Consider the following 22,108-nt stretch of genomic DNA (forward strand, 5'->3'; position numbering starts at 1 on the left):
TCACGCCCCCCGTTCGCTGGGCTGCGCCGCCCAGAAGCCCGGCTTGTTCGGGCAATAGCTGCGGATCACCAGCACGTCGTCCACCGCGCGGAACATCAGTGCCTGTTCGTAGGTGACGACCGTGGCGCTGGTGTCATCGCCGATCTGCCCCAGGTACCAGCCGCCGAGGATCTGCCGGGCCAGCCATTGCTGGCGTTCGTTCCAGCTGTCCGGGGCGTCGCCCAGGTGCCCGAGCAGCTCGGCCAGGCTTTGCTGGAGCGCGGTGTCGCGCTGCGCCAGAGCCTGGAACAGGCGCTGGCCGATTCGCGGGTCGAGGTTGCTGCGCCCTGTGAGGCGCTGGGAGAGCGTCATGAAGCCTTCCAGCTCCTTCTCGGCCTGGGGCGTCAGCGCGGCCCAGGTACGCGCGGCGGGGCTGAGCAGCACACCGCCGAGGGCAGCGCTGGCGCAGGCCACCGCCAGCAGGCGGCGGCGGGAAAGGGGAAAGGCGGGCAGCTGTGCCTCGGACATGACGACCTCTCTTGCAACAGGCGAACGGTTGGGGGGCGGTCTGTCGCCGCTTGAATCGTGACGCTGGGTGCTTCCATCGGCCACGCAGCCGGTCCGTCGGTCGGACTGGCGATAGCGTGCCCAGGCCCTTAGTATTGCCGCTTGTTCAGATTCTGCCGGGCGATTGGTCCTGCCGGCGGCCCACCTGGGAGCCGCACCGCAGAGCCCACCGACCGGCTTTCGGGTGGAACCGCAGCGATGAAACAGTACCTCGACCTCATGCGCCACGTGCGCGAACACGGCACCTTCAAGAGCGACCGCACCGGCACCGGCACCTACAGTGTGTTCGGCCACCAGATGCGTTTCGACCTCGCCGAAGGCTTCCCGCTGGTGACCACCAAGAAGTGCCACCTCAAGTCGATCGTCCATGAGCTGCTGTGGTTCCTCAAAGGTTCGACCAACATCGCTTACCTGAAGGAAAACGGCGTCTCGATCTGGGACGAATGGGCCGACGAGAACGGCGACCTGGGCCCGGTCTATGGCTACCAGTGGCGCTCCTGGCCGGCGCCGGACGGCCGCCACATCGACCAGATCGCCAACCTGATGGAGATGCTGAAGAAGAACCCGGACTCGCGCCGGCTGATCGTCTCCGCGTGGAACCCTGCGCTGATCGACGAGATGGCCCTGCCGCCGTGCCACGCGCTGTTCCAGTTCTATGTGGCCGATGGCAAGCTCAGCTGCCAGTTGTACCAGCGCTCGGCCGATATCTTCCTCGGCGTGCCCTTCAATATCGCCAGCTACGCGCTGCTGACCCTGATGGTCGCGCAGGTCGCGGGGCTGCTACCGGGCGAGTTCATCTGGACCGGCGGTGACTGCCACCTGTACGCCAACCACCTGGAACAGGCCGACCTGCAACTGACCCGACAGCCGCTGCCGTTGCCTACCATGAAGATCAACCCCGCGGTGAAGGACCTGTTCGACTTCCGCTTCGAGGACTTCGAACTGGTCGGCTATGAAGCCCACCCGCACATCAAGGCGCCGGTCGCTGTCTGACCTGTCCCCGATGAAGAAAAGGCCGACGCAATGTCGGCCTTTTTCGTTTCTGCATGGAGCTTACGTAGACACTTCCAGTGGCGCATTCACCTTGTGAATTATCGTTTCGCACTGCGATACATGATTCCGTGATTGTCGGGTGGTTTTGCTATGCTGGCCGTCCTGCCCCCCTCCAAGAAGGGGGCGGAGGGCCAGTGGCGACGGATTAATCTCTGTGTCCTGGACGGCCCGCTTTCCGACGGGCCAGCGAGCACAACAAGAAGGGGACCGTCATGCAGCCTTTCAGCTTCGCCACCACCGCGCAGATCCTCTGCGAAAGTGGTTCCGCCGCCCGCCTGGGCGAACTTTGCCGCGAGCGCGGCGCCCAGCGCGTGCTCATCGTCACCGACCCGGGCATTACCCGCCTGAACATGCTCGACGGTGTGCTGCCGGGCTTCAGCATGGCCGGCGTGTCGGTGGAAGTCTTCGACCAGGTGCTGGCGGACCCGCCGGAAAGCATCGTGCTGGATGCCGCCGACCAGGCGCGGCGGATGGCCGCGCAACTGGTGATAGGCTTCGGCGGCGGCAGCTCGATGGACGTCGCCAAGCTGGTCGCGCTGCTGGCCCATCCGCAGGCGACACAAGGGCTGAAGGATGTCTTCGGCGTCGGCAACGCCCGTGGCCCGCGCCTGCCGCTGATCCAGGTGCCGACCACCGCCGGTACCGGCTCGGAAGTCACACCCATCGCCATCGTCACCACCGGCGAGACCACCAAGATGGGCGTGGTCAGCCCGCACTTGCTGCCAGACCTGGCCGTGCTCGACGCCGAACTCACCCTCGGTCTGCCGCCGGCGGTCACCGCCGCCACCGGCATCGACGCCATGGTCCACGCCATCGAGGCTTACACCAGCAAGCTGAAGAAGAACCCGCTGTCCGACCTGCTGGCCCGCGAAGCGCTGCGCCTGCTGGCATTGAACCTCGACGAAGCGGTGCACAACGGCCGCAACCGCGAGGCGCGCCAGGCCATGCTGCTGGGTGCCTGCCTGGCCGGGCAGGCCTTCGCCAACGCCCCGGTGGCCGCCGTGCATGCGCTGGCCTACCCGCTGGGCGGGCACTTCCACATTCCCCATGGCCTGAGCAATGCGCTGGTGCTGCCCGAGGTGATCCGCTTCAATGCGCCCAATGCCGGCCCGCTCTACGCCGAACTGGCGCCGCTGCTGCTGGGCCAGCGCCTGCGCAGCGATGCCGACCGCACCGAGCAGTTCATCGCCGAACTGGCCGACCTCAGCCCGCGCAGCGGCCTGCCCTCGCGCCTGCGCGACGCCGGCGTACCGGAAGACAGCCTGCCGCGCCTGGCCGCTGATGCCATGTTGCAGCAGCGCCTGCTGGTGAATAATCCCCGCGATGTCAGCGAGAGCGACGCGCTGGCCATCTACCGAGCCGCCTTCTGAGACCCCGATGAGCGAACAGCACCCCAGCCGCGCCGACTACGCGCACTTCCAGCCGATCACCACCCGCTGGCACGACAACGACATCTACGGCCACGTGAACAACGTGACCTACTACGGCTTCTTCGACACGGCGGTGAACACCTACCTGATCGAGCGCGGCGGCCTGGATATCCACGATGGCGACGTGGTGGGCTTCGTGGTCAGCTCCAGCTGCGACTATTTCGCGCCGGTGGCCTTCCCCGAGCGCATCGAGGTCGGCCTGCGGGTCGGCAAGCTGGGCAACAGCTCGGTGCAGTACGAGCTGGCGATCTTCCGCGAGGGTGAGGAACTGGCCTGCGCGGCGGGCAAGTTCGTGCACGTGTTCGTGGATCGGGCGAGCAACCGGCCGGTGTCGATTCCGCCGCCGCTGCGCGAGGCGATGGAAGTCCTGGTGCGGGGCTGATTCGCCTGGGTGCCGGTCACCAGCCCATCGGGTAATGCTCGATGCGGCACGGCCGGCTGTTGCCGTCGCCCTTGCAGATGCCGTCCAGGTACTGGTAGCGCATCCAGACCCTTTGCCCTGGCTGCGGCCAATGCTTGCTCGGGATGCGGCTCTGCCAGTCGGCGCTTTCCGGTTCGAAGGCGATCAGCGCCCCCGATTTCGGACACTCGGTGCCCGCCGAGCGCGGCCTGGCCGATTCGACCCGGCCTTCCAGGCCGCGCACGGGCGGCTTGAGCGCGCCGGTGATTTCCACTTCCAGCTGGCAGACCTGCCAGTCCCCGGCGTGCGCGGTCTGTGCGGCGCAGAGCGTCAGCAGCAGTCCGGCGGCAGCAAGCGCTTTCACGAGTAACTCCTTGTAGCCAGTGATCCCTTCCGCACAAGCCTATACCAGGCCGACGGGATGACACGGGGGCTTGTCCCGGATGGCGCGTCCGGCCTATGCTGGCCGCCGGTCGGCAGTTCACCCAGGCGTCGCCGCCTCCGTATGGAGAGCGCTAAACCTGCCGCGCGGTTCCCCGCACTTTTGACGATCCGACACACTTCCCCGTGCCGCATCGGAATGGCGACCCCCGATAACCTCCCGCGCGAGGTCTTGGCACGCAACGAGGATTGCACTGTGTCCAGGCAACGCTTGCCCTATCACGCCCCCGATATCTCCGCCCTCGCCAGATCGCTGGCGCGCCAGCTGGACGACTCGCCCGAGCGTCCCGGTCATGTCGAACTGCTCAACCTGCTCGCCCGCGCGGTGGGCTTTCGCAACTACCAGGCGCTGCGCGCCAGCCATCAGGCCGAAACGCGCCTGGCGCGTGGGGTCGAACCCGAGACGGTGGTGGATTTTCGTCGCGTCGAGCAATGGCGGCGCTATTTCGATGACGACGGTTGCCTGCAGCGCTGGCCGAAGAAACACAGCCACCGCGAGGCCTGCCTCTGGGTGCTGTGGTCGCGATTGCCGGCCCGACAGCGCTGGAGCGAGCGCGAGCTCAACGAACGGCTGCGCCCCCAGGAATGCCTGGGCGACCACCTGCTGCTGCGAAGAGCGCTGGTGGATGGCGGCTGGCTCGCACGCACCGATGACGGCGGGGAGTACTGGCGCATCGAGCGGCGTCCACCCGCCGAGCTGAGTGCGCTGCTCTCGGTATTGCCGTCGGCAGCCAGGCTGCAGGCCTGAACGAAAAAAGCCCGCCAATAGGCGGGCTTTTTCACACGGGCATCCGTCAGTCGTCGTGATGCTTGTGTTTGTGCTTGTAGTGGCCTTTGCCCTTATTGTGGCTGTGGCCGCTGCTGTGGTGGTCATCGTCGTTGTCGTCGGCCATGTGGTTGCCCAGCGCGCCCCCGGCTGCGCCGCCCAGGCCCGCGCCGATGGCGCTGCCGGTCGAGCCGCCGACCTTGTTGCCGATGACCGAACCGCCGGCCGCACCCAGGCCGCCGCCGATGGCCGCCTCGGTCTTGTTGCCGTTCTTCGCGCCCATCGCGCCGCCTGCCGCACCACCTACGCCAGCACCAATGGCCGCACCGGTGGAGCCGCCCAGGGCGCCGCCGACCACGTTGCCGAGCGCGCCACCGACACCGCCGCCAATGGCGGTCTTGGTGTCGTCGGCCACTGCGTGGCTGGCCAGCAGGGCCAATGCCAGAACCGAAAGAGTCTTACGCATGTTGCGAACCTGAATTTAGGAATTATCGGGAGAATTGTCCCGCACACAAAACAGCCGGGCAATCAGGCCCGGCTGTCAGTCGTCGTTTCCGTGGACTGATCGCGGTCAGCAATGCCGCAGATCAATCCCAGTCGCGACGGTGGTGCTTGTGCTTGTACCAGCCGCGGTGACGACCGTTGTCGTGCCAGTGGCGGTCATAGCGATCGTCGTAGCGCGCGCGACGGTAGCCGTGGCGGTAATCGTCATCATCGTCGTCGCGGTCGTTGTCGGCATAGTGGTTGCCCAGCGCGCCGCCGGCACCGCCACCCAGGGCCGCACCGATCAGGCCGCCCGTAGTGCCGCCGACCTTGTTGCCGATTACCTGGCCGCCGGCTGCGCCCAGGCCGCCGCCGATGGCAGCTTCAGTCTTGTTGCCGCGGCGGGCACCGACCGCACCACCGGCCGCACCGCCAATACCACTACCGATAGCGGCGCCGGTGCTGCCACCGACCGATTGGCCGATGACCGAACCCAATACCCCGCCCAGGGCGCCACCGACGCCGGCACGGGTGTCGCCGTCCGCGTAGGCGGTGCCACCGACCAGCGCAAAGGACAACAGGAGCATCGAGGAGTACTTCATAGAGAGGATCTCTCTGTGGGGATGTTGGGAGCGATCCTCGGTTCGTGCGAAGGCTCTGACAAGGGGCTTCCGACGAGTAACACGACTTTCATCAAATATTGCAAGTATTTGATTTGTGGTCAGAACTTTTTCGATTTCGGGCGGTCTGAGCGTTATTCCAGGGTTCCATTTGTGAGGTGTTATTCTCACAAAATGCCATTGAAATGATGGCTTTTCACGAAATACGCCCTGTTCCTTCCGAGTTTTTCCTTCAGCCTCTTCCTCCTCTGTGTGTGTCTAGCGGATTTTTCCCAGGGCATGGCGACGGTGCGCCCGAAAAACTTCGCGAGCAAGCAAGCGGGAGGCAGGCGGCGCTCCGAGCGAAGCGCCGAGGGGTGCGCTAGACGATCCGCAAACTCGGCCGCGCCTTCTCGAGGCGGATGGCGACGAACTTCGAGGTCGGCGTGTGGCTGCCCACGCCGTGGCTGTCCAGCGGCACCAGCGGATTGGTTTCGGGGTAGTAGGCTGCGGCCTGCCCGGCAGGAACGTCATAGGCCAGCAGGGTAAAGCCGCTGACGCGGCGGTCCACGCCGTCGGACCAGAGCGAGACCATGTCGACCTTCTCGCCGGGCTCGAAGCCCAGGCGGCGGATGTCGGCCTCGTTGGCGAACACCACCTCGCGATGCCCGCGCACGCCGCGGTAGCGATCGTCCAGGCCGTAGATGGTGGTGTTGTACTGGTCGTGGGAGCGCAGCGTCTGCAGGATCAGGTGCGGTTCCTGGCCGGTCTCGCGGATCTTCGCGTGGACCAGGTCCGCCGGCAGCGGATGAGGATGGAAATTGGCCTTGCCGCTGGCTGTATTCCAGCGCCGCGAACCGGCCGAGTTGCCCAGGTGGAAGCCGCCCGGGTTGGCCACCCGCCGGTTGAAGTCGGTGAAGCCGGGGATGGTGTCGGCGATCAGGTCGCGGATGCGGTCGTAGTTGGCGATGAGCGCGTCCCAGTCCACCGGGTGGTTGCCCAGGGTGGCCTTGGCGATGCCGGCGATGATGGCGGGCTCTGAGCGCATCTGCTTCGACGATGGCTCCAGTTGGCCGAAGGAGGCGTGGATCATGCTGAAGGAATCTTCCACGGTCACCGCCTGCGGGCCTTCGGCCTGGCGGTCGATGTCGGTGCGGCCCAGGCACGGCAGGATCAGCGCATCGCCGCCGACGGTGAGGTGGCTGCGGTTGAGCTTGGTGCTGATCTGCACGGTCAGCGCGCAATTGCGCAGGGATTGGTGGGTGCGCGGGCTGTCCGGGGTCGCCTGGGCGAAGTTGCCGCCCAGGCCGATGAACACCTTGGACTTGCCATCGAGCATGGCGTTGATCGCCTCGACGGTGTTGTGGCCGTTCTCGCGCGGCACCTTGAACTGGAAGCGCCGTTCGATGGCGTCCAGCAACGCGGCCGGCGGGCGGTCGTTGATGCCCATGGTGCGGTCGCCCTGTACGTTGCTGTGGCCGCGCACCGGGCACAGGCCGGCGCCGGGGCGGCCGACGTTGCCGCGCAGCAGCTGCAGGCTGACCAGCTCCTGGATGGTCGGCACCGAATGGTGGTGCTGGGTGATGCCCATGGCCCAGCAGACGATCACCCGCTCGGCGCGGCGGTACATGAGCGCGGCCTGCTCGATCTCCTCCAGGCTCAGGCCCGACTGCTGGACGATGTGCTCCCAGCGGGTGTCGTCGACGGCAGCGAGGTAGGCGTCGACGCCCTGGGTGTGCTCGGCAATGAACTCATGATCGAACACCGCCGGCTCACCCTTGGCCTGGGCTTGGCGCTCCCATAGCAGGAGGAACTTGGCGATGCCGCGCACGGCGGCCATGTCGCCGCCCAGCGCCGGGCGGAAGAACGCGGTGTTCAGCGGCTCGGAGCCGTTGGTGAGCATTTCCAGGGCGTGCTGCGGATGCTGGAAGCGTTCCAGGCCGCGCTCCTTCAGTGGGTTGAAGGCGACCACCTGGGCGCCGCGCTTCACCGCCTCGCGCAGCGGTTCGAGCATGCGCGGGTGGTTGGTGCCCGGGTTCTGGCCGAAGACGAAGATCGCGTCGGCGTGCTCGAAGTCGTCGAAGGTGACCGTTCCCTTGCCGATGCCGACGCTCTGGCCCAGGGCGACGCCGCTGGCCTCGTGGCACATGTTCGAGCAGTCGGGGAAGTTGTTGGTGCCAAAGGCGCGGACGAACAGCTGGTAAAGGAAGGCCGCTTCGTTGCTGGCCCGCCCCGAGGTGTAGAACTCGGCCTGATTCGGGCTTTCCAGCGCATTCAGGTGCCGCGCGATCAAGGCGAAGGCGTCATCCCAGGCGATCGGCTGGTAGCGGTCGGTGGCCGGGTCGTAGCGCATCGGTTCGGTCAGGCGGCCCTGGTACTCGAGCCAGTAGTCGCTCTGCTCGCGCAGCGAACTCACGCTATGGCGGGCGAAGAAGGCCGGGTCCACTCGGCGCTTGGTGGCTTCCCAGTTCACTGCCTTGGCGCCGTTCTCGCAGAACTTCACCCGGCCGTCTTCCGGCGAATCGCCCCAGGCGCAACCGGGGCAGTCGAAGCCGCCGTTCTGGTTGGTCTTGAGCAGCGCGCGCAGGTTCTTGAACGGCTGTTTGCTGTCCAGCCAGAAGCGCGTGACGCTGATCAGCGCGCCCCAGCCGGCGGCGGCGCCCTTGTAGGGTTGGTAGCGGGGATTCTCTTGCTGCAGGCTCATGGGGTCTCTTTATTCGAAAGCGGGCGTTCAGGCGGCTGGCGGGGGCGGGCTGTAGATGCGCGGCGCGCTGCGGTGGGGCAGGTGGATCAGGTTCAGGTTGTGCTCGCGGGCCCACTGCACGGTGAGCGCGGTGGGCGCGGAGAGGCTGACCAGGGTCGAGAGCCCGCCGCGCACGGCCTTGTGGATAAGTTCCAGGCTGCAGCGGCTGGTGACCACGGCGAAGCCGCCAGCCAGTTCCAGGCGCTGGCGCTTGAGTGCGCCGACCAGCTTGTCGAGGGCGTTGTGGCGGCCAATGTCCTCGCGGCAAAGGCGGATTTCCCCGGCGGCATCGACGAACAGCGCAGCATGCAGGGCGCCGCTGCGGCGGCCGATCTCCTGGACTGCGTTGACCCGCTCGCGCAGATGTTCCAGGTGCGCGGCAGGCGGCAACGGCGCTCCCGGCAGCACGGGCAGGTCGGGCAGCGCCTGGTCCAATGCCTCGACGCCGCACAGGCCGCAACCGGTACTGCCGGCCAGTTGCCGGCGCTGGTCCTTGAGGGCCCAGAAGGCGCGGTTGCTGACTTGTACCTCGGCGGCGATGGCATCGTCGTGGGGCGTCAGGCTCACGTCATAGATGTCGTCGATGGATTCGATGAGGCCGGCGCCGAGGCTGAAACCGTAGACGAAGTCTTCCAGGTCGTTCGGCGAGACCATCATGACCGCCTGGTTCAGCCCGTTGTAGGCAATCGCCAGGGCGATTTCTCCGGCCAGCACGGCGTGACCGGTGGCGTGCTCCGGGGTGAGTTCGGCGTAGCTGTAGCCGTCGGCAGGCGCGGCGACGTCCCGGACCGCGGCGCTGGCCGGGCGGGTGATCAGGCAAGGCATGGGCTGAGCCCTGTGGTTCTAGTAATGCGAACAGCCTATGCCGATGCCGGGATAGCGTCTAATGGCTGCTGTCGATGTAATGATCGACGCGCTCTATCAGTCGCTCCCGGAATCGTCCAGCAGGGCCGCCGCTTCGCGAAAGCAGGCTTCGGCCAACGCCGAGCGCGGTTCGCTGCGGCGCAGGATCAGGCCCAGTGGTGACAGGGTGTGCGCGTCGTCTATCGGGGTCAGAGCGAAATGCTCGCCCTGGGTGTCCAGCCCGCTGCCCAGCGGCATGATTGCGCAGCAAAGCCCGCGCTCCACGGCCTGCACCAGTTGGTGCACGGCGTCGGTCTCGAGGCGTGCCTGGGGTGTCAGGCCGCGGCTGCGGAAGCCGTGGTCGATGGACTGGCGGAAGTGCATGCCGGAGGAAAGCAGGCCCAGCGGCAGTTCCGCGAGGGCGTCCCAGCTCAGGGTCGGGTTGTCGATCTGGAAGTGGCGGCGGTCGTGCAGCAGGCCCATGCGCGTGGCGGCCAGTTCGAGGCTGTCGAAGTGCTCGCGGTCGAGGCGGTCGAGGTAGGACAGGCCAAGGTCCAGCTGGTTGCGGCCCAAGCCTTCGAGGATGTTTTCCGAGCTCAGGGCGAACAGCTGGAAGCGCAGCTCCGGATGGCGCTGGGCGAACAGCTCGATCAGCCGCATGGGATCGAACCCCGCCAGTGGCACCAGGCCCAGGCGCAGGGTACCGACCAACTGGCCGCGGCAGGCGGCCGCTTCGGCGTACAGCCCGTCATGGGCCGCCAGCAGGCTGCGGGCCCAGGCCAACACCCGCTCGCCGGCTTCGGTGAAGCCCTCGAAGCGCTGCCCACGGCGCACCAGTTCCAGGCCGAGTTCTTCCTCCAGGTTGCGCAGGCGCATGGATAGCGTCGGCTGGGTGACATGGCAGCGCGCCGCTGCCTGGCCGAAATGCCGCGTCTCGTCCAGGGCGCAGAGGAATTTCAGCTGCTTGATGTCCATCGGCGGGAAGGCTCCGGGGCGTTCTGTCGGGTCGGGAGGCGATTAGGAGTTTTCCGTCAGGCGTCATGGAAGTCGCCGTCTAGACTCCAGGGGCGCGCGGTCTGCCCAATGCCGGCCGCCTATCACTGTAACCGTAGGGAGGTTGGAAATGGGCATTTTTGCGTTCGTGAAGGAGGCCGGCGAAAAGCTGTGGGAAAGCATTGTGGGCCAGGAGGCGCAGGCCGCCGAGTCGCTCAAGGACCACATCGCCAAGGTTGGCCTGGGTAATCCGAATATCCAGGTCAGCGTCGAGGGCGACAAGGTGATTGCCACCGGTGAAGTGGCCAGCCAGGAGGAGAAGGAGAAGATTCTGCTCGCGTTGGGCAACGTCGCCGGCGTATCGGGTGTGGAGGACCACATCACCGTCGCTGCCGCCGCCGCTCCGGCGCCCGAAGCACGCTTCGTCACCGTGAAGAAGGGCGACACCCTGAGCGCCATCGCCAAGGCGGAATACGGCAACGCCAACCTCTACAACAAGATTTTCGAGGCGAACAAGCCGATGCTCAGCCATCCGGACAAGATCTATCCCGGCCAGGTGCTGCGGATTCCGGAATGACGTCGACGAGCCCGGCCCAGCGCCGGGCTCGTTGTTTCTGCAGCTCGCGTTTCACAACCCCTCGAGTAGCGCCCGATAGTCTTCCTGGGCGTCGAATTCCTCGGTGTCCTTCGGCCCCTGGCGGCTATCCGGCTGGCGTACCGCCAGCAGGTGCGCGACGCCGAAGGTCCGCGCAGCACGCAGGATCGGCAGGCTGTCGTCAATGAACAGGCTGCGCGCCGGGTCGAAGCCGACGTCCGCATGCAGCGCCTGCCAGAACTGCTGGTCTTCCTTGGGGAAGCCGTAGTCGTGGGAGCTGATCAGGCGGTCGAACCAGGGCGACAGCTCCACCCGCTGCATCTTCAGCGACAGCGAATCGCGGTGCGCATTGGTGATCAGCACAGCGCGCTTGCCGTGGCGGCGCAGTTCGGCGAGGAACAGGTCGGCGTCCTGGCGCAGGGCGATGAGGTCGGCGACTTCGTGCTTGAGGTCCAGCATCGACAGCTTCAGCTCGCGACTCCAGAAGTCCAGGCAGTACCAGTTGAGCAGGCCTGCGTTGTCGCGGAACAGCGGCAGCAGCTCGGCGTCCGCCTGGGCACGGCTGATTCCGTGGTGCTCGGCATAGCGTTGCGGCAGGTGTTCGAGCCAGAAATGGTTGTCGAAATGCAGATCGAGCAGGGTGCCGTCCATGTCCAGCAGGACGGTGTCGATCTGGTTCCAGGGCAGGCTTGGCATGCTGGGCTTTCGCAAAAGAGTGTCGCAATTGCGCCGCCGGCGGACGGAATCGGCGCGATATCTGACACGGAGAATCGGAAAAGGCGGGTTATCATAGCCGACCCGGCCACCCCCAGGAGTCGCCCCATGCGTCAGAAACCCACGGTCCTCGCCCGAGAGATCGTTGCCAGAAGCCGGCTTTTTGCCGTCGAGGAGCTGCAGCTGCGCTTCTCCAATGGCGTCGAGCGTACCTACGAACGCCTGGTGGGCAAGGGGCAGGGCTACGGCGCGGTGATGGTGATCGCCATGCTCGATGCCGAACACGCCGTGCTGGTCGAGGAATACTGCGCCGGGGTCGACGAGTACCAGCTGTCGCTGCCCAAGGGCCTGGTGGAGCCGGGCGAGGACATCCTCGACGCCGCCAACCGCGAGCTCAAGGAGGAGGCCGGCTATGGCGCCCGTCAGCTCGAGTACATCACCGAGCTGTCGCTGTCGCCCGGCTACATGAGCCAGCGAATCCAGGTGGTGCTCGCCCGCGACCTCTACGAGGAGTCGTTGCCCGGTGACGAGCCGGAGCCGATGGGCGTGGACAAGATCAGCCTGCGCGAGCTTTCCAGCCTTGCGCAGAATGCCCAGTTCAGTGAAGGAAGGGCCCTGGCGGCGCTCTACCTGGTGCGCGACCTGCTGACCCAACGAGGGGAATTCCAACCGTGATGAATGCTTTTCTGCCGGCCGTGATCGACCTGGTGCACAAGGCGGGCGATGTGATCCTGCCGTTCTGGCAGGCCGACCTGGATGTCCAGAGCAAATCCGACGAGTCGCCGCTGACCGCGGCTGACCTTGCCGCCCATCGCGTCCTGGCCGACGGCCTGCGCACGCTGGCGCCGGAGGTTCCGGTGCTGTCCGAGGAGGATTGCGACATCCCGCTGGAGCAGCGTGCGCAGTGGAGCCGCTGGTGGCTGGTGGACCCGCTGGACGGCACCAAGGAATTCATTTCCGGCAGTGACGAATTCACGGTCAACGTGGCGCTCATCGAGCATGGCCGCGTGGTCTTCGGCGTGGTCGGCATTCCTGCCAGCGGTCGCTGCTACTACGGCGGCACCGGCCTGGGTGCCTGGCGCGAGGAGCGCGGCGGCGAGCCCGAGGCCATCGAGGTGCGCACCGAGCCGGACGACGTCTTCACCGTGGTGGCCAGCAAGCGCCACTCCAGCGCTCAGCAGGAAAGCCTGCTGTCCGGCCTCGCCCAGCGCTTTGGCAACCTGGACCTGGCCAACATCGGCAGCTCGCTGAAGTTCTGCCTGCTCGCCGAAGGCTCGGCGGACTGCTATCCGCGCCTGGCACCGACCAGCCAGTGGGACACGGCGGCCGCCCAGGGCGTGCTGGAAGGCGCTGGTGGCGAAGTGCTGAACGTGCGCGGCGAGCCCTTCACCTACGAAGCGCGCGAAGGCTTCCTCAACACGTCTTTCCTTGCGCTGCCCAAGGCGGCGCCCTGGCGTGAGGACCTGATCCAGCTGGCCCGTGCCCTGGACTGAGGGCTTCTTCCCATTGTCGGAGCGCGCTTGATGCAGGGGTTGCCGGTCAATTCGTTCGCGAGCAAGCTCGCTCCTACAGAAAGCTCCCATGCAGTTGTGATCCATGCCTGAATTACCTGAAGTCGAAACCACCCGCCGGGGCATTGCGCCCCACCTCGAGGGCCAGCGCGTCAGCCGCGTGGTTGTCCGTGAGCGCCGGTTGCGCTGGCCGATCCCCGAGGATCTGGATGTGCGTCTGTCCGGGCAGCGCATCGTGCAGGTGGAGCGGCGCGCCAAGTACCTGCTGCTCAATGCCGAGGTGGGCACGCTGATCAGCCACCTGGGCATGTCCGGCAGCCTGCGCCTGGTGGAAAGCGGCACGCCGGCCGCGCGCCACGAGCATGTGGATATCGAGCTGGAGTCGGGCATGGCGCTGCGCTATACCGATCCGCGACGCTTCGGCGCGCTGCTCTGGAGCCTGACACCGCTGGAGCACGAACTGCTGCGCCACCTCGGCCCGGAGCCGCTGACCGACGCCTTCGAAGGTGAGCGCCTGTTCCAGCTGTCGCGTAACCGCAGCATGGCGGTGAAGCCGTTCATCATGGACAACGCGGTGGTGGTCGGGGTGGGCAACATCTACGCCACCGAGGCGTTGTTCGCGGCCGGCATCGACCCCCGCCGCGAGGCCGGGACCCTCTCTCGGGCGCGCTACGTGAAACTCGCCCAGGAGATCAAGCGTATCCTCGCCACCGCCATCGAACGTGGCGGCACCACGCTACGCGACTTCGTCGGTGGCGATGGCCAACCCGGCTACTTCCAGCAGGAACTCTTCGCCTACGGACGCGGCGGCGAGCCGTGCAAGGTCTGTGGCACGACCCTGCGCGACGTGCGCCTCGGCCAGCGCGCCAGCGTCTACTGTCCGCGCTGCCAACGCTGAAGGCGCGCGGCGGCCGCTAAGCTGCCGCGATCTGCCTGTTCCACCTTCTGCCATAACAACAACGGCCCCCGAAGAGGGGCCTCCAGGTGATTCATGTCCGGCAACTATCTGCCCCGCAACCCGTTCGCCGAGGCGCTCGGTCACAGCATGCTGCGCATCGCCGGCTGGCGTATCGAGGGCGCCCTGCCCAAGCTCGACAAGTTCGTGGTGATCGGCGCGCACCACACGTCCAACTGGGATTTCGTCCTCTTTCTGGCGGCCAAGTTCGTGCTGCGCCTGAATGCCCGCTGGTTCGGCAAACACACCATTTTCCGCGCACCTTTCGGCGGCCTGCTGCGCCGCTGGGGCGGCATCCCGATCCAGCGCCATCTCAAGCTCAACACCGTGGACCAGGCGATACAGGCCTTCCGCGATAACCGCGAGATGATGCTGATCCTCTCCCCGGAGGGCACGCGCAGGAAGGTCGAGCGCTGGAAAATGGGCTTCTACCACATCGCCCGTGGCGCGGGCGTGCCCATCGTCCTGGCGGCGCTGGACTACCCGGGCCGGCGCATCGTCATCGGCGAGCCATTCTGGCCCACTGGCGACGAGGCTGCCGACCTGCGACGCATGCTGGATTTCTACCGGCCTTTTGTACCGAAAAAGCCTCAGTACGCTTTCTTCGGCGATTGAAGGCTGTCACGCGACAAGTCATGGAGCGCTGTTATAGTTATGGCAGTCTGCCTGCCCAACTAAACAAAAAAGGACTTCCTTCCATGACCCTGTTCCGCACCACCGCCACTGCAATGGCACTGGTCTGTGCATTCTCGGTGCTGCCGGCTGTTGCCCAGGACGCGGTGAGCAACGTCAGCGGTGACCCGACCTACACCGTCGAGGCCCCGCCGGCCTACGCGATGATGGGCGACCTGATCTTCGCCCGCCCGTTGCTGATCGCTGCCACCGTGGTGGGCGCCGCGGCCTTCGTGGTGACCCTGCCGTTCAGCGCCGCCGGCGGCAACATCGGCGAAGCGGGCAAGGCCCTGGTCGTCGAGCCGGGCAAGGCTGCCTTCGTGCGCTGCCTGGGCTGCACCACCAGCGGCTACAAGAAGGACTGATCCATCGTCCCTTTCCGGGGCGGCGTGGTCGCCCCGCCAGCCCGGCTTGCCGGGTAAGTCCTGTGGGTAGCCCATGAACCTGAGCGGCCTGAAGAAGCACCTGCGTCCGCTGCTTCTGCTGCTGGTCGCGGTCACCCTGGGCTACACCTTCTGGTCCAGCGCCGGTCTGCTGCAGTTGGGGGCGGGCCTGGCGCTGTTCCTGTTCGGCATGCAGTGCCTGGAAGAAGGCCTGCGCGACCTCGCCGGCAGCCAGCTGGAGCGCTGGCTGGAAAAAAGCACCGCGACCCGCGGCAAGAGCCTGCTGTTCGGCCTGTTCGGCACCTTCCTGCTGCAATCCTCGACCCTGGTTTCCCTGCTCACCATCGCCTTCATCAGCACTGGGCTGATCCAGCTCGCTGGCGGCATCGCGATCCTCTTCGGCGCCAACCTGGGCGCCACCAGCGGCATCTGGCTGCTGGCGCTGGCCGGGCAGAACCTCAGCCTGAGCCCCCTGGCGCTGCCCTTGCTGGTGTTCGGCGTGCTGATGGGCTTCAACGGCGCCAAGAGCAAGGCCGCCGGGCGCATCCTGCTGGGCATCGCCTTCATCTTCCTGGGCATCGACCAGATCAAGGACGGCTTCGGCAGTTTCGGCGACGCCATGGACATGAGCGAGCTGCGCTCGGAAGGCATGCTCGGCGCGCTGCTGTTCATCACCTTCGGCATCCTTGTCACCGTGGTGCTGCAGTCCAGCCACGCAACCCTGATGCTGACGCTCGCCGCCCTGGCCGGCGGTCAGCTGGAGCTGGGCCAGAGTCTGGCGATTGCCATCGGCTCCAACGTCGGCAGCAGCGTCACCACGGCTTTCGTCGGCTCCCTGGGCGGCAACCGCAGCGGGCAGCGACTGGCGCTGGCGCATGTGCTGTTCAACGTGGTGACCGGGGTGCTGGCATTCCTCCTGCTCGCGCCGCTGACCTGGCTGGTGCACTGGCTGGTGACGCCGCTGGGGCTGGCGGACAACCCGATGATACAGCTGGCGCTGTTCCACACCCTGTTCAACGGCATGGGCGTAGTGCTGTTCTGGCCGATCCAGGGCGCACTGGCCAATGCTCTGGTGCGCTGGCTGCCGGAAGTCGAGGAGCCGGCGGTGCTGATCACCGACATGGCGCCCGCCATGCCGACCATCGAGCGCACCCATGCGCGCTACCTGAACGAACGCGCGCTGGATTCCGCCGACGCCGCCGCCAGCGCGGTGCTGCAGGAGCTGCGGCACCTGGGCCGCCTGAGCATCGAGGTGATCTGCCACGCGCTTTACCTGCCGGTGGAGATGCTCAACCAGCCGCGGGTGGACGAAAGCCAGTTGCAGGCTGCGCCGGATCGCCATGCACTGGCCGCGGAAGTGCTTTACCAGCGCCATATCAAGGGTGTGTACGGCGATTTGCTGAGCTTCATGAGCCGCCTGGAGGTGCCGCTGGACGAGGAGCACCAGCGCTTCTGGCTGTCCTGCCAGGTGGTGGCGTTGCAACTGGTGGACGCGGTGAAGGACGCCAAGCACCTGCAGAAGAATCTCGGCCACGCCCTGCACGGCGAGCCTTCGGCGCTACGCGACACCTATGTCGAACTGCGTCGGCACCTGATCGGCATGCTGCGCGAAGTTCGTGCGCTGGGCTCGCTGCTCGGTGGCGAGCTGCCGGAAGAGGCTTTGGTGGCGCGCCTGCAATTGCTCGACGAGAGCGCTGCCGAGTTCGACACGGCGTTCCGCCAGCGCCTGTTCGCCGCGGTGCGCCGGCAGGAGCTGGACGGCCTGCAGATGAGTTCGCTGATGAATGACCTGGGCTATGTCAGCCGGATCATCCAGAGCCTGCGCAACGTGCTACAACTGGGCACCGAACACGGCCTGTTCGATACCCGCGAAGCAGACGAGCCGGCGCTTATCCTGCCCTGATCAGCGCAGCGGCGCGGCCAGTTCGGTGGCCAGGCCGATGCCGCGCGGGTCGCTGGCAGACTGCACTTCGCCGGACTTCTTGTTCCACAGCAGCACCTGCTGGTTGCCATAGGCGCGGCCCACGTCCTTGAGCGTGTAGCCACGGCGCTGCAGGTCGGCCATTTCGGCGGCGCTGAAGGCGCGCGGTTCGTGCTCGATCACGTCGGGCAGGAACTGATGATGGTAGCGCGGCGAGGAAACCCAGCGCTGCACCGGCTTGCCGTCCAGGTAGTCCAGCATCGCCAGCAGCACCATGCTGGGAATCCGGCTGCCGCCCGGCGTGCCGAAGGCGGCCAGTTCGGTGGGGCTTTCGATGAAGCTCGGGCTCATGCTCGACAGCGGGCGCTTGCCAGCGGCCACTGCGTTGGCCTGGCTGCCGGCCAACTGGTAGGCGTTGGCGCCACTGACATCGGTGGCGAAGTCGTCCATTTCGTCATTGAGCAGCACGCCGGTGCCGGGCACGGTGAAAGCCGCACCGAACGGCAGGTTGACCGACAGGGTGGCCGCCACGGCGTTGCCGTCGGCGTCCATCACCACGAAGTGGGTGGTGTGGTCGCCCTCGCGCCAGGCGGGGGCCGGCGGCAGGGCGGAGCTGGGCGTGGCGCGCTGCGGGTCGATGCCGGTGGCCAGACGCTTCAGGTAGTCCGGCGCGAGCAACTGGTTGACCGGATTGGCGACGCGGTCCGGGTCGCCCAGCAGACCGCGGTCGCGGTAGGCGCGGCGCAGGGCTTCCACCACGTAATGCGCGCGCTGCACCGGCTCGGCCTTCTGCCAAGGCAGTTGCTGCAAGATCCCCAGGCTTTGCGCCAGTGCCACGCCGCCGGCGGAGGGCGGTGGGGCAGAGATCAGTTCGCGGCCGTCTGCCAGCGGGTAGCGCAGCGCCTGGCGTTCAACGGTGCGGTAGCTGGCGAGGTCTTCCAGGCTCCACACGCCGCCGGCGGCGCGCACGCCTTCCACCAGTTTCTGCGCGGTCTCGCCTTCGTAGAAGCCGATGCGGCCGTAGCGCGCCAGCTTCTCCAGGGTATTGGCCAGTTGCGGCTGGCGCATCAGGCTGTATTCCTCGGGCAGGTTGCCCTGGTCGAGGAAGATGCGGGCGGTCTCGTTGTCCTTGCGCATTGCGTCGAGACGCCAGGAGGCGCGGTCGATATAGACGCGGTCGATGGACACGCCATCGGTGGCCAGGCGGATCGCCGGCACGAGGTTGCTCGCCAGGGTCTTGCGGCCGTAGCGGCTGGTGATGTCCGCCAGGGCAGCGGGCAGGCCGGGAATGCCGGCGGCCAGCGGGCCGTTGAGCGAGAGCTGCGGGTCAACCTTGCCGTTGCGCTCGTACATCCGCGCGTGCGCCGCCAGCGGGGCACGCTCGCGGGCGTCGATGAAGTGGTAGGTCGGTGGGCTGCCGGCCTTGCGCAGCAGGAAGAAGCCACCCCCGCCCAGGCCCGAGCCATAGGGTTCGGCTACCGCGAGCGCGGCGGCGATGGCCACCGCCGCGTCAAAGGCATTGCCGCCGTCGGCGAGGGTCTCCAGGCCGGCCACGGTGGCCGATGGATGCGCCGTGGCGACGCTGGCCTGGGCCGGATGTTCCGCGGCGTGCAGGGCGAAGCTCAGCAGGAGGAAGCTGCAGAAGCCGAGCAGGGAAGCGCGGGAGCGGGAGTTCAACAGGGACATGGCATCTCACGAACCGCCGGCTGGGCCGGCTGGAAAACCGAATGGGGCGAAGGTGGAGGATAGACAATCCACAACGCCCGGGGTTTGTGAGAACTCAATGAAAAAGTGTCGAAACGCGCGAAGTCAGGCTTTGCCGGTGAGTTTCTTGTACTTTTCCATCAGCTGATCCTTGCTCTCGACGTTGCTTTCGTCGAGGGGGATGCAGTCGACCGGGCAGACCTGCTGGCACTGCGGTTCGTCGTAATGACCGACGCACTCGGTGCACAGGTTCGGGTCGATGACGTAGATCTCCTCGCCCTGGGAGATCGCGGCGTTGGGGCACTCGGGTTCGCAGACGTCGCAGTTGATGCAATCGTCAGTGATTTTCAGGGACATCGAACAACTCCAACCAGGGCGGCAGCCATGGCGATCGGTAGCACAATGGTGAAATTGTGCCGCATCGGCGCGTTTAGTGCACGCGAAGGGGGAGTCAGTGGACGGAAACCGCCTTCCCTGGCGGCTCGGCGATCAGCGCTTGAAGCGCTCGGCCAGGGCGCTGGCCACCGCGGGATGGACGAACTTGGTGATGTCGCCGCCCAGCGCCGCGATCTCGCGCACCAGGGTCGAGGAGATGAAGGAGTACTTCTCCGACGGCGTGAGGAACATGCTTTCCAGATCAGGTGCGAGCTGGCGGTTCATGTTGGCCAGCTGGAACTCGTATTCGAAGTCCGACACCGCGCGCAGGCCGCGCAGCAGGATGTTGGCGTTCTGTTCCTTGGCGAAATGGGCGAGCAGCGTCGAGAAGCCGACGACCTCCACGTTGGGCAGGTGCGAGGTGACCTGGCGGGCCAGCTCTACGCGCTGTTCCAGCGGGAACAGGGGGTTCTTCTTGGGGCTGGCGGCGACGGCAATGATCACCTGGTCGAACAGTCGCGAGGCGCGTTCCACCAGATCGGCATGGCCTTTGGTGATGGGGTCGAAGGTACCCGGGTACAACACTCGATTCATCGCGGCGTCCTGGTCGGCTCTTGTTGGCAGGCTGGTGCAATAGCGGGCGGATGGTAACGCAGCATGTCCGTGGGGCCAAGCGACCTTGGTAGTGCTTCTGTGAACGGACTACCTGAGATAGCCGGCGAGAGACCGGTGAGTCACGCGCAGGCCCCGTGCCAGAGCCTGCGCGTGTGGTTTTGCCCGATTCTGCGGCGAATCAGGCCTTGCCCAGGCGCCTGGCCAGGGCATCAGCCAGTTGCGCGGTGAGGCCGTAGACCGAGAGCTGCGGGTTGGCGCCGATGCTGGTGGGGAACAGCGAGCCGTCGTGGATCGACAGGTTCTCCAGCTGGTGGTGGCGGCCGAGGCTGTCGCACACCGACTGCTTCGCGTCTTCGCCCATGGCGCAGCCGCCCATCACGTGGGCGCTGCCCAGGCGGGTGCGATAAAGCTCCAGGCTCAGGCCATCGATGAGTTCGTGTGCCTCCTTGGCGCTTTTCACGTAGCCGGCATCGGCATGCAGCGGCAGCACAGCCTTGGCGCCGGCGGCGAACTGGATGTCGGCCATGGTGTGGAAGGCGCGGCGGATGCCATCCCAGGTGTAGTCGGTCATCTGGTAGTCGAGCACCGGGGTGTCGTCGCCGCGCAGGCTGACCGAACCCGACGCGCTGTCCGGATGGAAGCCGTCACGCATCAGCGCCAGGATCACGTTGGTGTGCGGCAGCTGCTCCATGCGCAGCGCGTTGTCCTCGCCGAAGCGGCCGAGCAGGGTGGCGCTGAGCGCCGGCTGCAGCGGCGGAACTTCGAGCTTGTAGGACATGCGCCCGGTGGCGCCGTCGTCCCACTGGAAGTGGTCGGAATAGATCGACTGCGGCGCGCCGTAGAAGGGGTTGATCACCTCGTCGAAGGTTGCCGCGCTGAAGTTCACCACATGCAGGAAGGTTCGCTGGCCGACGCGGCCGTTCGGGTCCGGCGCCTTGGAACGCAGGAGGATCGCCGGGGTGTTGATGCCGCCGCCGGAGAGCACGTAATGGCGGGCCTTGATGGTGATCTTGCGGCCGGTGGGAGCGACGCAGCGCTCGTCCATGGCCGAGCATTCCAGGCCGCTGACCTTGCTGCCGTCATGCAGCAGGCGGTCGGCGCGAGCGAGGTACAGCAGCTCGCCGCCCTTTTCCAGGGTCGCCGGGAGGGTGGTCACCAGCATCGACTGCTTGGCGTTGGTCGGGCAGCCCATGCCGCAGTAACCGAGGTTCCAGCAGCCGCGGACATTGCGCGGAATGACCTTCCAGTGCAGGCCGAGCTTCTCGCAGCCGTTGCGGATCACGTCGTTGTTGGCGTTGGGCGGCATGATCCAGGGCGTGACGCCCAGGCGTTGCTCCATCTTCTCGAACCAGGGCGCCATCTCGGCGACGCTGTGGCCCTTCACGCCGTGTTCCTTGGCCCAGTGTTCCAGGGTCGGCTCGGGGGTGCGGAAGCTCGAGGTCCAGTTGACCAGGGTGGTGCCGCCCACGGCGCGGCCCTGGAGGATGGTGATGGCGCCATCCTTGCTCATGCGGCCGATGCCTTCCTGGTAAAGGCTTGGGTAGGCGTCGGACTCCTGCATCTTGAAGTCGGTGCTGGTCTTGAGCGGGCCTTCTTCCACCAGCAGCACCTTGTAGCCGGCAGCGCTCAGGGCTTCGGCGGTGGTGCCGCCACCGGCGCCGGTGCCGACGATGACCACGTCGGCCTCCAGGGTCAGGTCCTTGTCCAGGCGCGAGCCGTTGTGGACTTTCCAGCCGCGGGCCAGGCCCTCGGCGAACAGATCGGGTACAGGCATCGGGATGTCTCTTTCGGCGAGTTCTTGTTGTTCTGGCGAAATCAGATTTTCGGCGGGCCGGGGTAGCCGCAGCGGCCCCAGGATTCCGTGCGGCCGTACCAGGCCATCAGCACCAGTTGCAGCAGCGAGCTGTGGCCCATCTTCAGCAGCGAAAGGGAGCTGTTCTGCCAGCGGTTGAGGAAGTGCTTCACGTCTTCGGCGCTGGCGTTATCCCAGCTGCCCCAGACGCCGGTGAGCGGGCCGCGGGTGATCGGCAGCGCGAGCACGTCGAACAGCTGCACGGTGAGCTTGAGCATCTCCGGGGAGAGATGGTTGAGGCTGTTGTCCAGGCTCTCGATGGTGCCCTTGACGGCGTCGGCCATGCGCTCTGCGGGCACGGCGCCGGCCAGCATTACCGGGATCAGCGCGCGCAGGAAGGGCATGTCGGAGTCGCGCAGCACGGCGAAACCGTTGGCCGGAGTACTGGCCGAACAGCCGCTCAGGCTGGCGGTGACGCCCGCGGTGGCGAGGAAGGCCCCGCCCAGCAGGCCGATCTTGAGCACGCCGCGCCGGGAGAGGCCCGGCGCGGTGAGGGTGGTGTCTGTCATTCTTG

At 66.6% G+C, this 22,108-nt stretch carries 24 protein-coding genes; 11 read left to right on the plus strand and 13 right to left on the minus strand.

The genetic code is table 11. The annotated features are described in order from the left end of the window. Positions 1 to 507 carry a sugar dehydrogenase complex small subunit gene (locus tag MJ122_RS15685; RefSeq protein ID WP_088415913.1) on the minus strand — a complete coding sequence of 169 codons (507 nt, stop codon included), beginning with the start codon at positions 505 to 507 and terminating at the stop codon, positions 1 to 3. Between the two features lie 237 nt (positions 508 to 744). Between MJ122_RS15685 and MJ122_RS15690 the strand changes: the two genes are divergently transcribed. The 3 genes from MJ122_RS15690 to MJ122_RS15700 all read left to right on the plus strand — a co-directional run bounded on the left by MJ122_RS15690 (position 745) and on the right by MJ122_RS15700 (position 3,411). Beyond that, positions 745 to 1,539, plus strand: coding sequence for a thymidylate synthase (locus MJ122_RS15690; RefSeq protein ID WP_239744759.1), 795 nt, complete (start codon positions 745 to 747; stop codon positions 1,537 to 1,539). 272 nt (positions 1,540 to 1,811) lie between these two features. Continuing rightward, positions 1,812 to 2,969: an iron-containing alcohol dehydrogenase gene (locus MJ122_RS15695; RefSeq protein WP_239744760.1), complete on the plus strand. Its 1,158-nt coding sequence runs from the start codon at positions 1,812 to 1,814 to the stop codon at positions 2,967 to 2,969. 7 nt (positions 2,970 to 2,976) lie between these two features. Beyond that, the gene (locus tag MJ122_RS15700; RefSeq protein WP_088415916.1) at positions 2,977 to 3,411 is read left to right on the plus strand and encodes a thioesterase family protein; all 435 of its coding nucleotides are present in this window, start codon (positions 2,977 to 2,979) and stop codon (positions 3,409 to 3,411) included. Between the two features lie 16 nt (positions 3,412 to 3,427). Here MJ122_RS15700 and MJ122_RS15705 read toward each other — a convergent pair whose 3' ends face one another. Then, complete coding sequence (locus tag MJ122_RS15705) at positions 3,428 to 3,793, minus strand: hypothetical protein (protein ID WP_239744761.1); 366 nt, start codon at positions 3,791 to 3,793, stop codon at positions 3,428 to 3,430. A gap of 273 nt (positions 3,794 to 4,066) precedes the next feature. Here MJ122_RS15705 and MJ122_RS15710 point away from each other — a divergent pair, with 273 nt between their 5' ends. Continuing rightward, positions 4,067 to 4,618, plus strand: a complete 552-nt coding sequence (locus tag MJ122_RS15710) for a DUF2087 domain-containing protein (protein ID WP_172419148.1) — start codon at positions 4,067 to 4,069, stop codon at positions 4,616 to 4,618. A gap of 46 nt (positions 4,619 to 4,664) precedes the next feature. Here MJ122_RS15710 and MJ122_RS15715 read toward each other — a convergent pair whose 3' ends face one another. From MJ122_RS15715 to MJ122_RS15735, 5 genes are all read right to left on the minus strand, one after another. Then, positions 4,665 to 5,102 (minus strand): glycine zipper domain-containing protein, encoded by a 438-nt coding sequence (locus tag MJ122_RS15715; protein ID WP_088415918.1) that lies wholly within the window; start codon positions 5,100 to 5,102, stop codon positions 4,665 to 4,667. A gap of 121 nt (positions 5,103 to 5,223) precedes the next feature. Next, on the minus strand, positions 5,224 to 5,721 hold the full coding sequence (locus MJ122_RS15720; RefSeq protein WP_088415919.1) for a glycine zipper domain-containing protein: 498 nt from the start codon (positions 5,719 to 5,721) through the stop codon (positions 5,224 to 5,226). Positions 5,722 to 6,100: 379 nt separating this feature from the next. Further along, a complete protein-coding gene (locus tag MJ122_RS15725) occupies positions 6,101 to 8,422 on the minus strand; it encodes an FdhF/YdeP family oxidoreductase (RefSeq protein ID WP_088415920.1) in 2,322 nt (773 codons plus the stop codon). A gap of 27 nt (positions 8,423 to 8,449) precedes the next feature. Then, positions 8,450 to 9,286, minus strand: coding sequence for a formate dehydrogenase accessory sulfurtransferase FdhD (gene fdhD / locus MJ122_RS15730; protein ID WP_239744762.1), 837 nt, complete (start codon positions 9,284 to 9,286; stop codon positions 8,450 to 8,452). Positions 9,287 to 9,382: 96 nt separating this feature from the next. Beyond that, positions 9,383 to 10,279 (minus strand): LysR family transcriptional regulator, encoded by an 897-nt coding sequence (locus tag MJ122_RS15735; protein WP_239744763.1) that lies wholly within the window; start codon positions 10,277 to 10,279, stop codon positions 9,383 to 9,385. Positions 10,280 to 10,427: 148 nt separating this feature from the next. Here MJ122_RS15735 and lysM point away from each other — a divergent pair, with 148 nt between their 5' ends. Then, positions 10,428 to 10,874 carry a peptidoglycan-binding protein LysM gene (gene lysM / locus MJ122_RS15740; protein WP_017521418.1) on the plus strand — a complete coding sequence of 149 codons (447 nt, stop codon included), beginning with the start codon at positions 10,428 to 10,430 and terminating at the stop codon, positions 10,872 to 10,874. 51 nt (positions 10,875 to 10,925) lie between these two features. On the opposite strand, the gene yrfG is transcribed toward lysM, so the two are convergent. Next, positions 10,926 to 11,588 (minus strand): GMP/IMP nucleotidase, encoded by a 663-nt coding sequence (yrfG, locus tag MJ122_RS15745; protein ID WP_239744764.1) that lies wholly within the window; start codon positions 11,586 to 11,588, stop codon positions 10,926 to 10,928. Positions 11,589 to 11,714: 126 nt separating this feature from the next. On the opposite strand from yrfG, the gene nudE reads away from it, so the two are divergent. From nudE to MJ122_RS15775, 6 genes are all read left to right on the plus strand, one after another. Further along, positions 11,715 to 12,281: an ADP compounds hydrolase NudE gene (gene nudE / locus MJ122_RS15750; protein ID WP_088415924.1), complete on the plus strand. Its 567-nt coding sequence runs from the start codon at positions 11,715 to 11,717 to the stop codon at positions 12,279 to 12,281. Beyond that, positions 12,281 to 13,099: a 3'(2'),5'-bisphosphate nucleotidase CysQ gene (gene cysQ, locus MJ122_RS15755; RefSeq protein WP_239744765.1), complete on the plus strand. Its 819-nt coding sequence runs from the start codon at positions 12,281 to 12,283 to the stop codon at positions 13,097 to 13,099. Before nudE ends, cysQ begins: the two co-directional genes overlap by 1 nt. Positions 13,100 to 13,202: 103 nt before the next feature. After that, on the plus strand, positions 13,203 to 14,015 hold the full coding sequence (mutM, locus tag MJ122_RS15760) for a bifunctional DNA-formamidopyrimidine glycosylase/DNA-(apurinic or apyrimidinic site) lyase (RefSeq protein ID WP_088415926.1): 813 nt from the start codon (positions 13,203 to 13,205) through the stop codon (positions 14,013 to 14,015). Positions 14,016 to 14,108: 93 nt separating this feature from the next. Continuing rightward, positions 14,109 to 14,687: a lysophospholipid acyltransferase family protein gene (locus MJ122_RS15765; protein ID WP_017521423.1), complete on the plus strand. Its 579-nt coding sequence runs from the start codon at positions 14,109 to 14,111 to the stop codon at positions 14,685 to 14,687. A gap of 83 nt (positions 14,688 to 14,770) precedes the next feature. Continuing rightward, on the plus strand, positions 14,771 to 15,109 hold the full coding sequence (locus tag MJ122_RS15770) for a hypothetical protein (RefSeq protein ID WP_017521424.1): 339 nt from the start codon (positions 14,771 to 14,773) through the stop codon (positions 15,107 to 15,109). A gap of 73 nt (positions 15,110 to 15,182) precedes the next feature. Continuing rightward, complete coding sequence (locus MJ122_RS15775) at positions 15,183 to 17,030, plus strand: Na/Pi symporter (protein ID WP_239744766.1); 1,848 nt, start codon at positions 15,183 to 15,185, stop codon at positions 17,028 to 17,030. Here the strand turns inward: MJ122_RS15775 and ggt are convergent, their stop codons facing one another. The 5 genes from ggt to MJ122_RS15800 form a co-directional block, all read right to left on the minus strand. Continuing rightward, the gene (gene ggt / locus MJ122_RS15780; protein ID WP_239744767.1) at positions 17,031 to 18,734 is read right to left on the minus strand and encodes a gamma-glutamyltransferase; all 1,704 of its coding nucleotides are present in this window, start codon (positions 18,732 to 18,734) and stop codon (positions 17,031 to 17,033) included. A 123-nt stretch (positions 18,735 to 18,857) separates the two neighbouring features. Further along, on the minus strand, positions 18,858 to 19,109 hold the full coding sequence (locus MJ122_RS15785; RefSeq protein ID WP_017521427.1) for a YfhL family 4Fe-4S dicluster ferredoxin: 252 nt from the start codon (positions 19,107 to 19,109) through the stop codon (positions 18,858 to 18,860). A gap of 132 nt (positions 19,110 to 19,241) precedes the next feature. Continuing rightward, the gene (gene coaD / locus MJ122_RS15790) at positions 19,242 to 19,721 is read right to left on the minus strand and encodes a pantetheine-phosphate adenylyltransferase (protein ID WP_024767001.1); all 480 of its coding nucleotides are present in this window, start codon (positions 19,719 to 19,721) and stop codon (positions 19,242 to 19,244) included. Between the two features lie 199 nt (positions 19,722 to 19,920). Beyond that, complete coding sequence (locus tag MJ122_RS15795) at positions 19,921 to 21,516, minus strand: GMC family oxidoreductase (protein ID WP_239744768.1); 1,596 nt, start codon at positions 21,514 to 21,516, stop codon at positions 19,921 to 19,923. A gap of 41 nt (positions 21,517 to 21,557) precedes the next feature. Then, positions 21,558 to 22,103 carry a twin-arginine translocation pathway signal protein gene (locus MJ122_RS15800; RefSeq protein ID WP_239744769.1) on the minus strand — a complete coding sequence of 182 codons (546 nt, stop codon included), beginning with the start codon at positions 22,101 to 22,103 and terminating at the stop codon, positions 21,558 to 21,560. Between the last annotated feature and the right edge of the window lie 5 nt (positions 22,104 to 22,108).

The organism is Pseudomonas sp. DP-17 (assembly GCF_022380625.1).
GTDB classification, from domain to species: domain Bacteria; phylum Pseudomonadota; class Gammaproteobacteria; order Pseudomonadales; family Pseudomonadaceae; genus Pseudomonas; species Pseudomonas nitroreducens_A.

What these genes read in the sequence shown, in the direction of transcription:
- MJ122_RS15785 (WP_017521427.1), bottom strand. Translation starts at nt 19,109, where the DNA reads ATGTCCCTGAAAATCACTGACGATTGCATCAACTGCGACGTCTGCGAA.
- MJ122_RS15720 (WP_088415919.1), bottom strand. Translation starts at nt 5,721, where the DNA reads ATGAAGTACTCCTCGATGCTCCTGTTGTCCTTTGCGCTGGTCGGTGGC.
- MJ122_RS15725 (WP_088415920.1), bottom strand. Translation starts at nt 8,422, where the DNA reads ATGAGCCTGCAGCAAGAGAATCCCCGCTACCAACCCTACAAGGGCGCC.
- yrfG (WP_239744764.1), bottom strand. Translation starts at nt 11,588, where the DNA reads ATGCCAAGCCTGCCCTGGAACCAGATCGACACCGTCCTGCTGGACATG.
- mutM (WP_088415926.1), top strand. Translation starts at nt 13,203, where the DNA reads ATGCCTGAATTACCTGAAGTCGAAACCACCCGCCGGGGCATTGCGCCC.
- MJ122_RS15800 (WP_239744769.1), bottom strand. Translation starts at nt 22,103, where the DNA reads ATGACAGACACCACCCTCACCGCGCCGGGCCTCTCCCGGCGCGGCGTG.
- MJ122_RS15690 (WP_239744759.1), top strand. Translation starts at nt 745, where the DNA reads ATGAAACAGTACCTCGACCTCATGCGCCACGTGCGCGAACACGGCACC.
- MJ122_RS15795 (WP_239744768.1), bottom strand. Translation starts at nt 21,516, where the DNA reads ATGCCTGTACCCGATCTGTTCGCCGAGGGCCTGGCCCGCGGCTGGAAA.
- coaD (WP_024767001.1), bottom strand. Translation starts at nt 19,721, where the DNA reads ATGAATCGAGTGTTGTACCCGGGTACCTTCGACCCCATCACCAAAGGC.
- MJ122_RS15770 (WP_017521424.1), top strand. Translation starts at nt 14,771, where the DNA reads ATGACCCTGTTCCGCACCACCGCCACTGCAATGGCACTGGTCTGTGCA.
- nudE (WP_088415924.1), top strand. Translation starts at nt 11,715, where the DNA reads ATGCGTCAGAAACCCACGGTCCTCGCCCGAGAGATCGTTGCCAGAAGC.
- MJ122_RS15715 (WP_088415918.1), bottom strand. Translation starts at nt 5,102, where the DNA reads ATGCGTAAGACTCTTTCGGTTCTGGCATTGGCCCTGCTGGCCAGCCAC.
- MJ122_RS15700 (WP_088415916.1), top strand. Translation starts at nt 2,977, where the DNA reads ATGAGCGAACAGCACCCCAGCCGCGCCGACTACGCGCACTTCCAGCCG.
- MJ122_RS15735 (WP_239744763.1), bottom strand. Translation starts at nt 10,279, where the DNA reads ATGGACATCAAGCAGCTGAAATTCCTCTGCGCCCTGGACGAGACGCGG.
- MJ122_RS15695 (WP_239744760.1), top strand. Translation starts at nt 1,812, where the DNA reads ATGCAGCCTTTCAGCTTCGCCACCACCGCGCAGATCCTCTGCGAAAGT.
- MJ122_RS15775 (WP_239744766.1), top strand. Translation starts at nt 15,183, where the DNA reads ATGAACCTGAGCGGCCTGAAGAAGCACCTGCGTCCGCTGCTTCTGCTG.
- cysQ (WP_239744765.1), top strand. Translation starts at nt 12,281, where the DNA reads ATGAATGCTTTTCTGCCGGCCGTGATCGACCTGGTGCACAAGGCGGGC.
- lysM (WP_017521418.1), top strand. Translation starts at nt 10,428, where the DNA reads ATGGGCATTTTTGCGTTCGTGAAGGAGGCCGGCGAAAAGCTGTGGGAA.
- MJ122_RS15685 (WP_088415913.1), bottom strand. Translation starts at nt 507, where the DNA reads ATGTCCGAGGCACAGCTGCCCGCCTTTCCCCTTTCCCGCCGCCGCCTG.
- ggt (WP_239744767.1), bottom strand. Translation starts at nt 18,734, where the DNA reads ATGTCCCTGTTGAACTCCCGCTCCCGCGCTTCCCTGCTCGGCTTCTGC.
- fdhD (WP_239744762.1), bottom strand. Translation starts at nt 9,286, where the DNA reads ATGCCTTGCCTGATCACCCGCCCGGCCAGCGCCGCGGTCCGGGACGTC.
- MJ122_RS15765 (WP_017521423.1), top strand. Translation starts at nt 14,109, where the DNA reads ATGTCCGGCAACTATCTGCCCCGCAACCCGTTCGCCGAGGCGCTCGGT.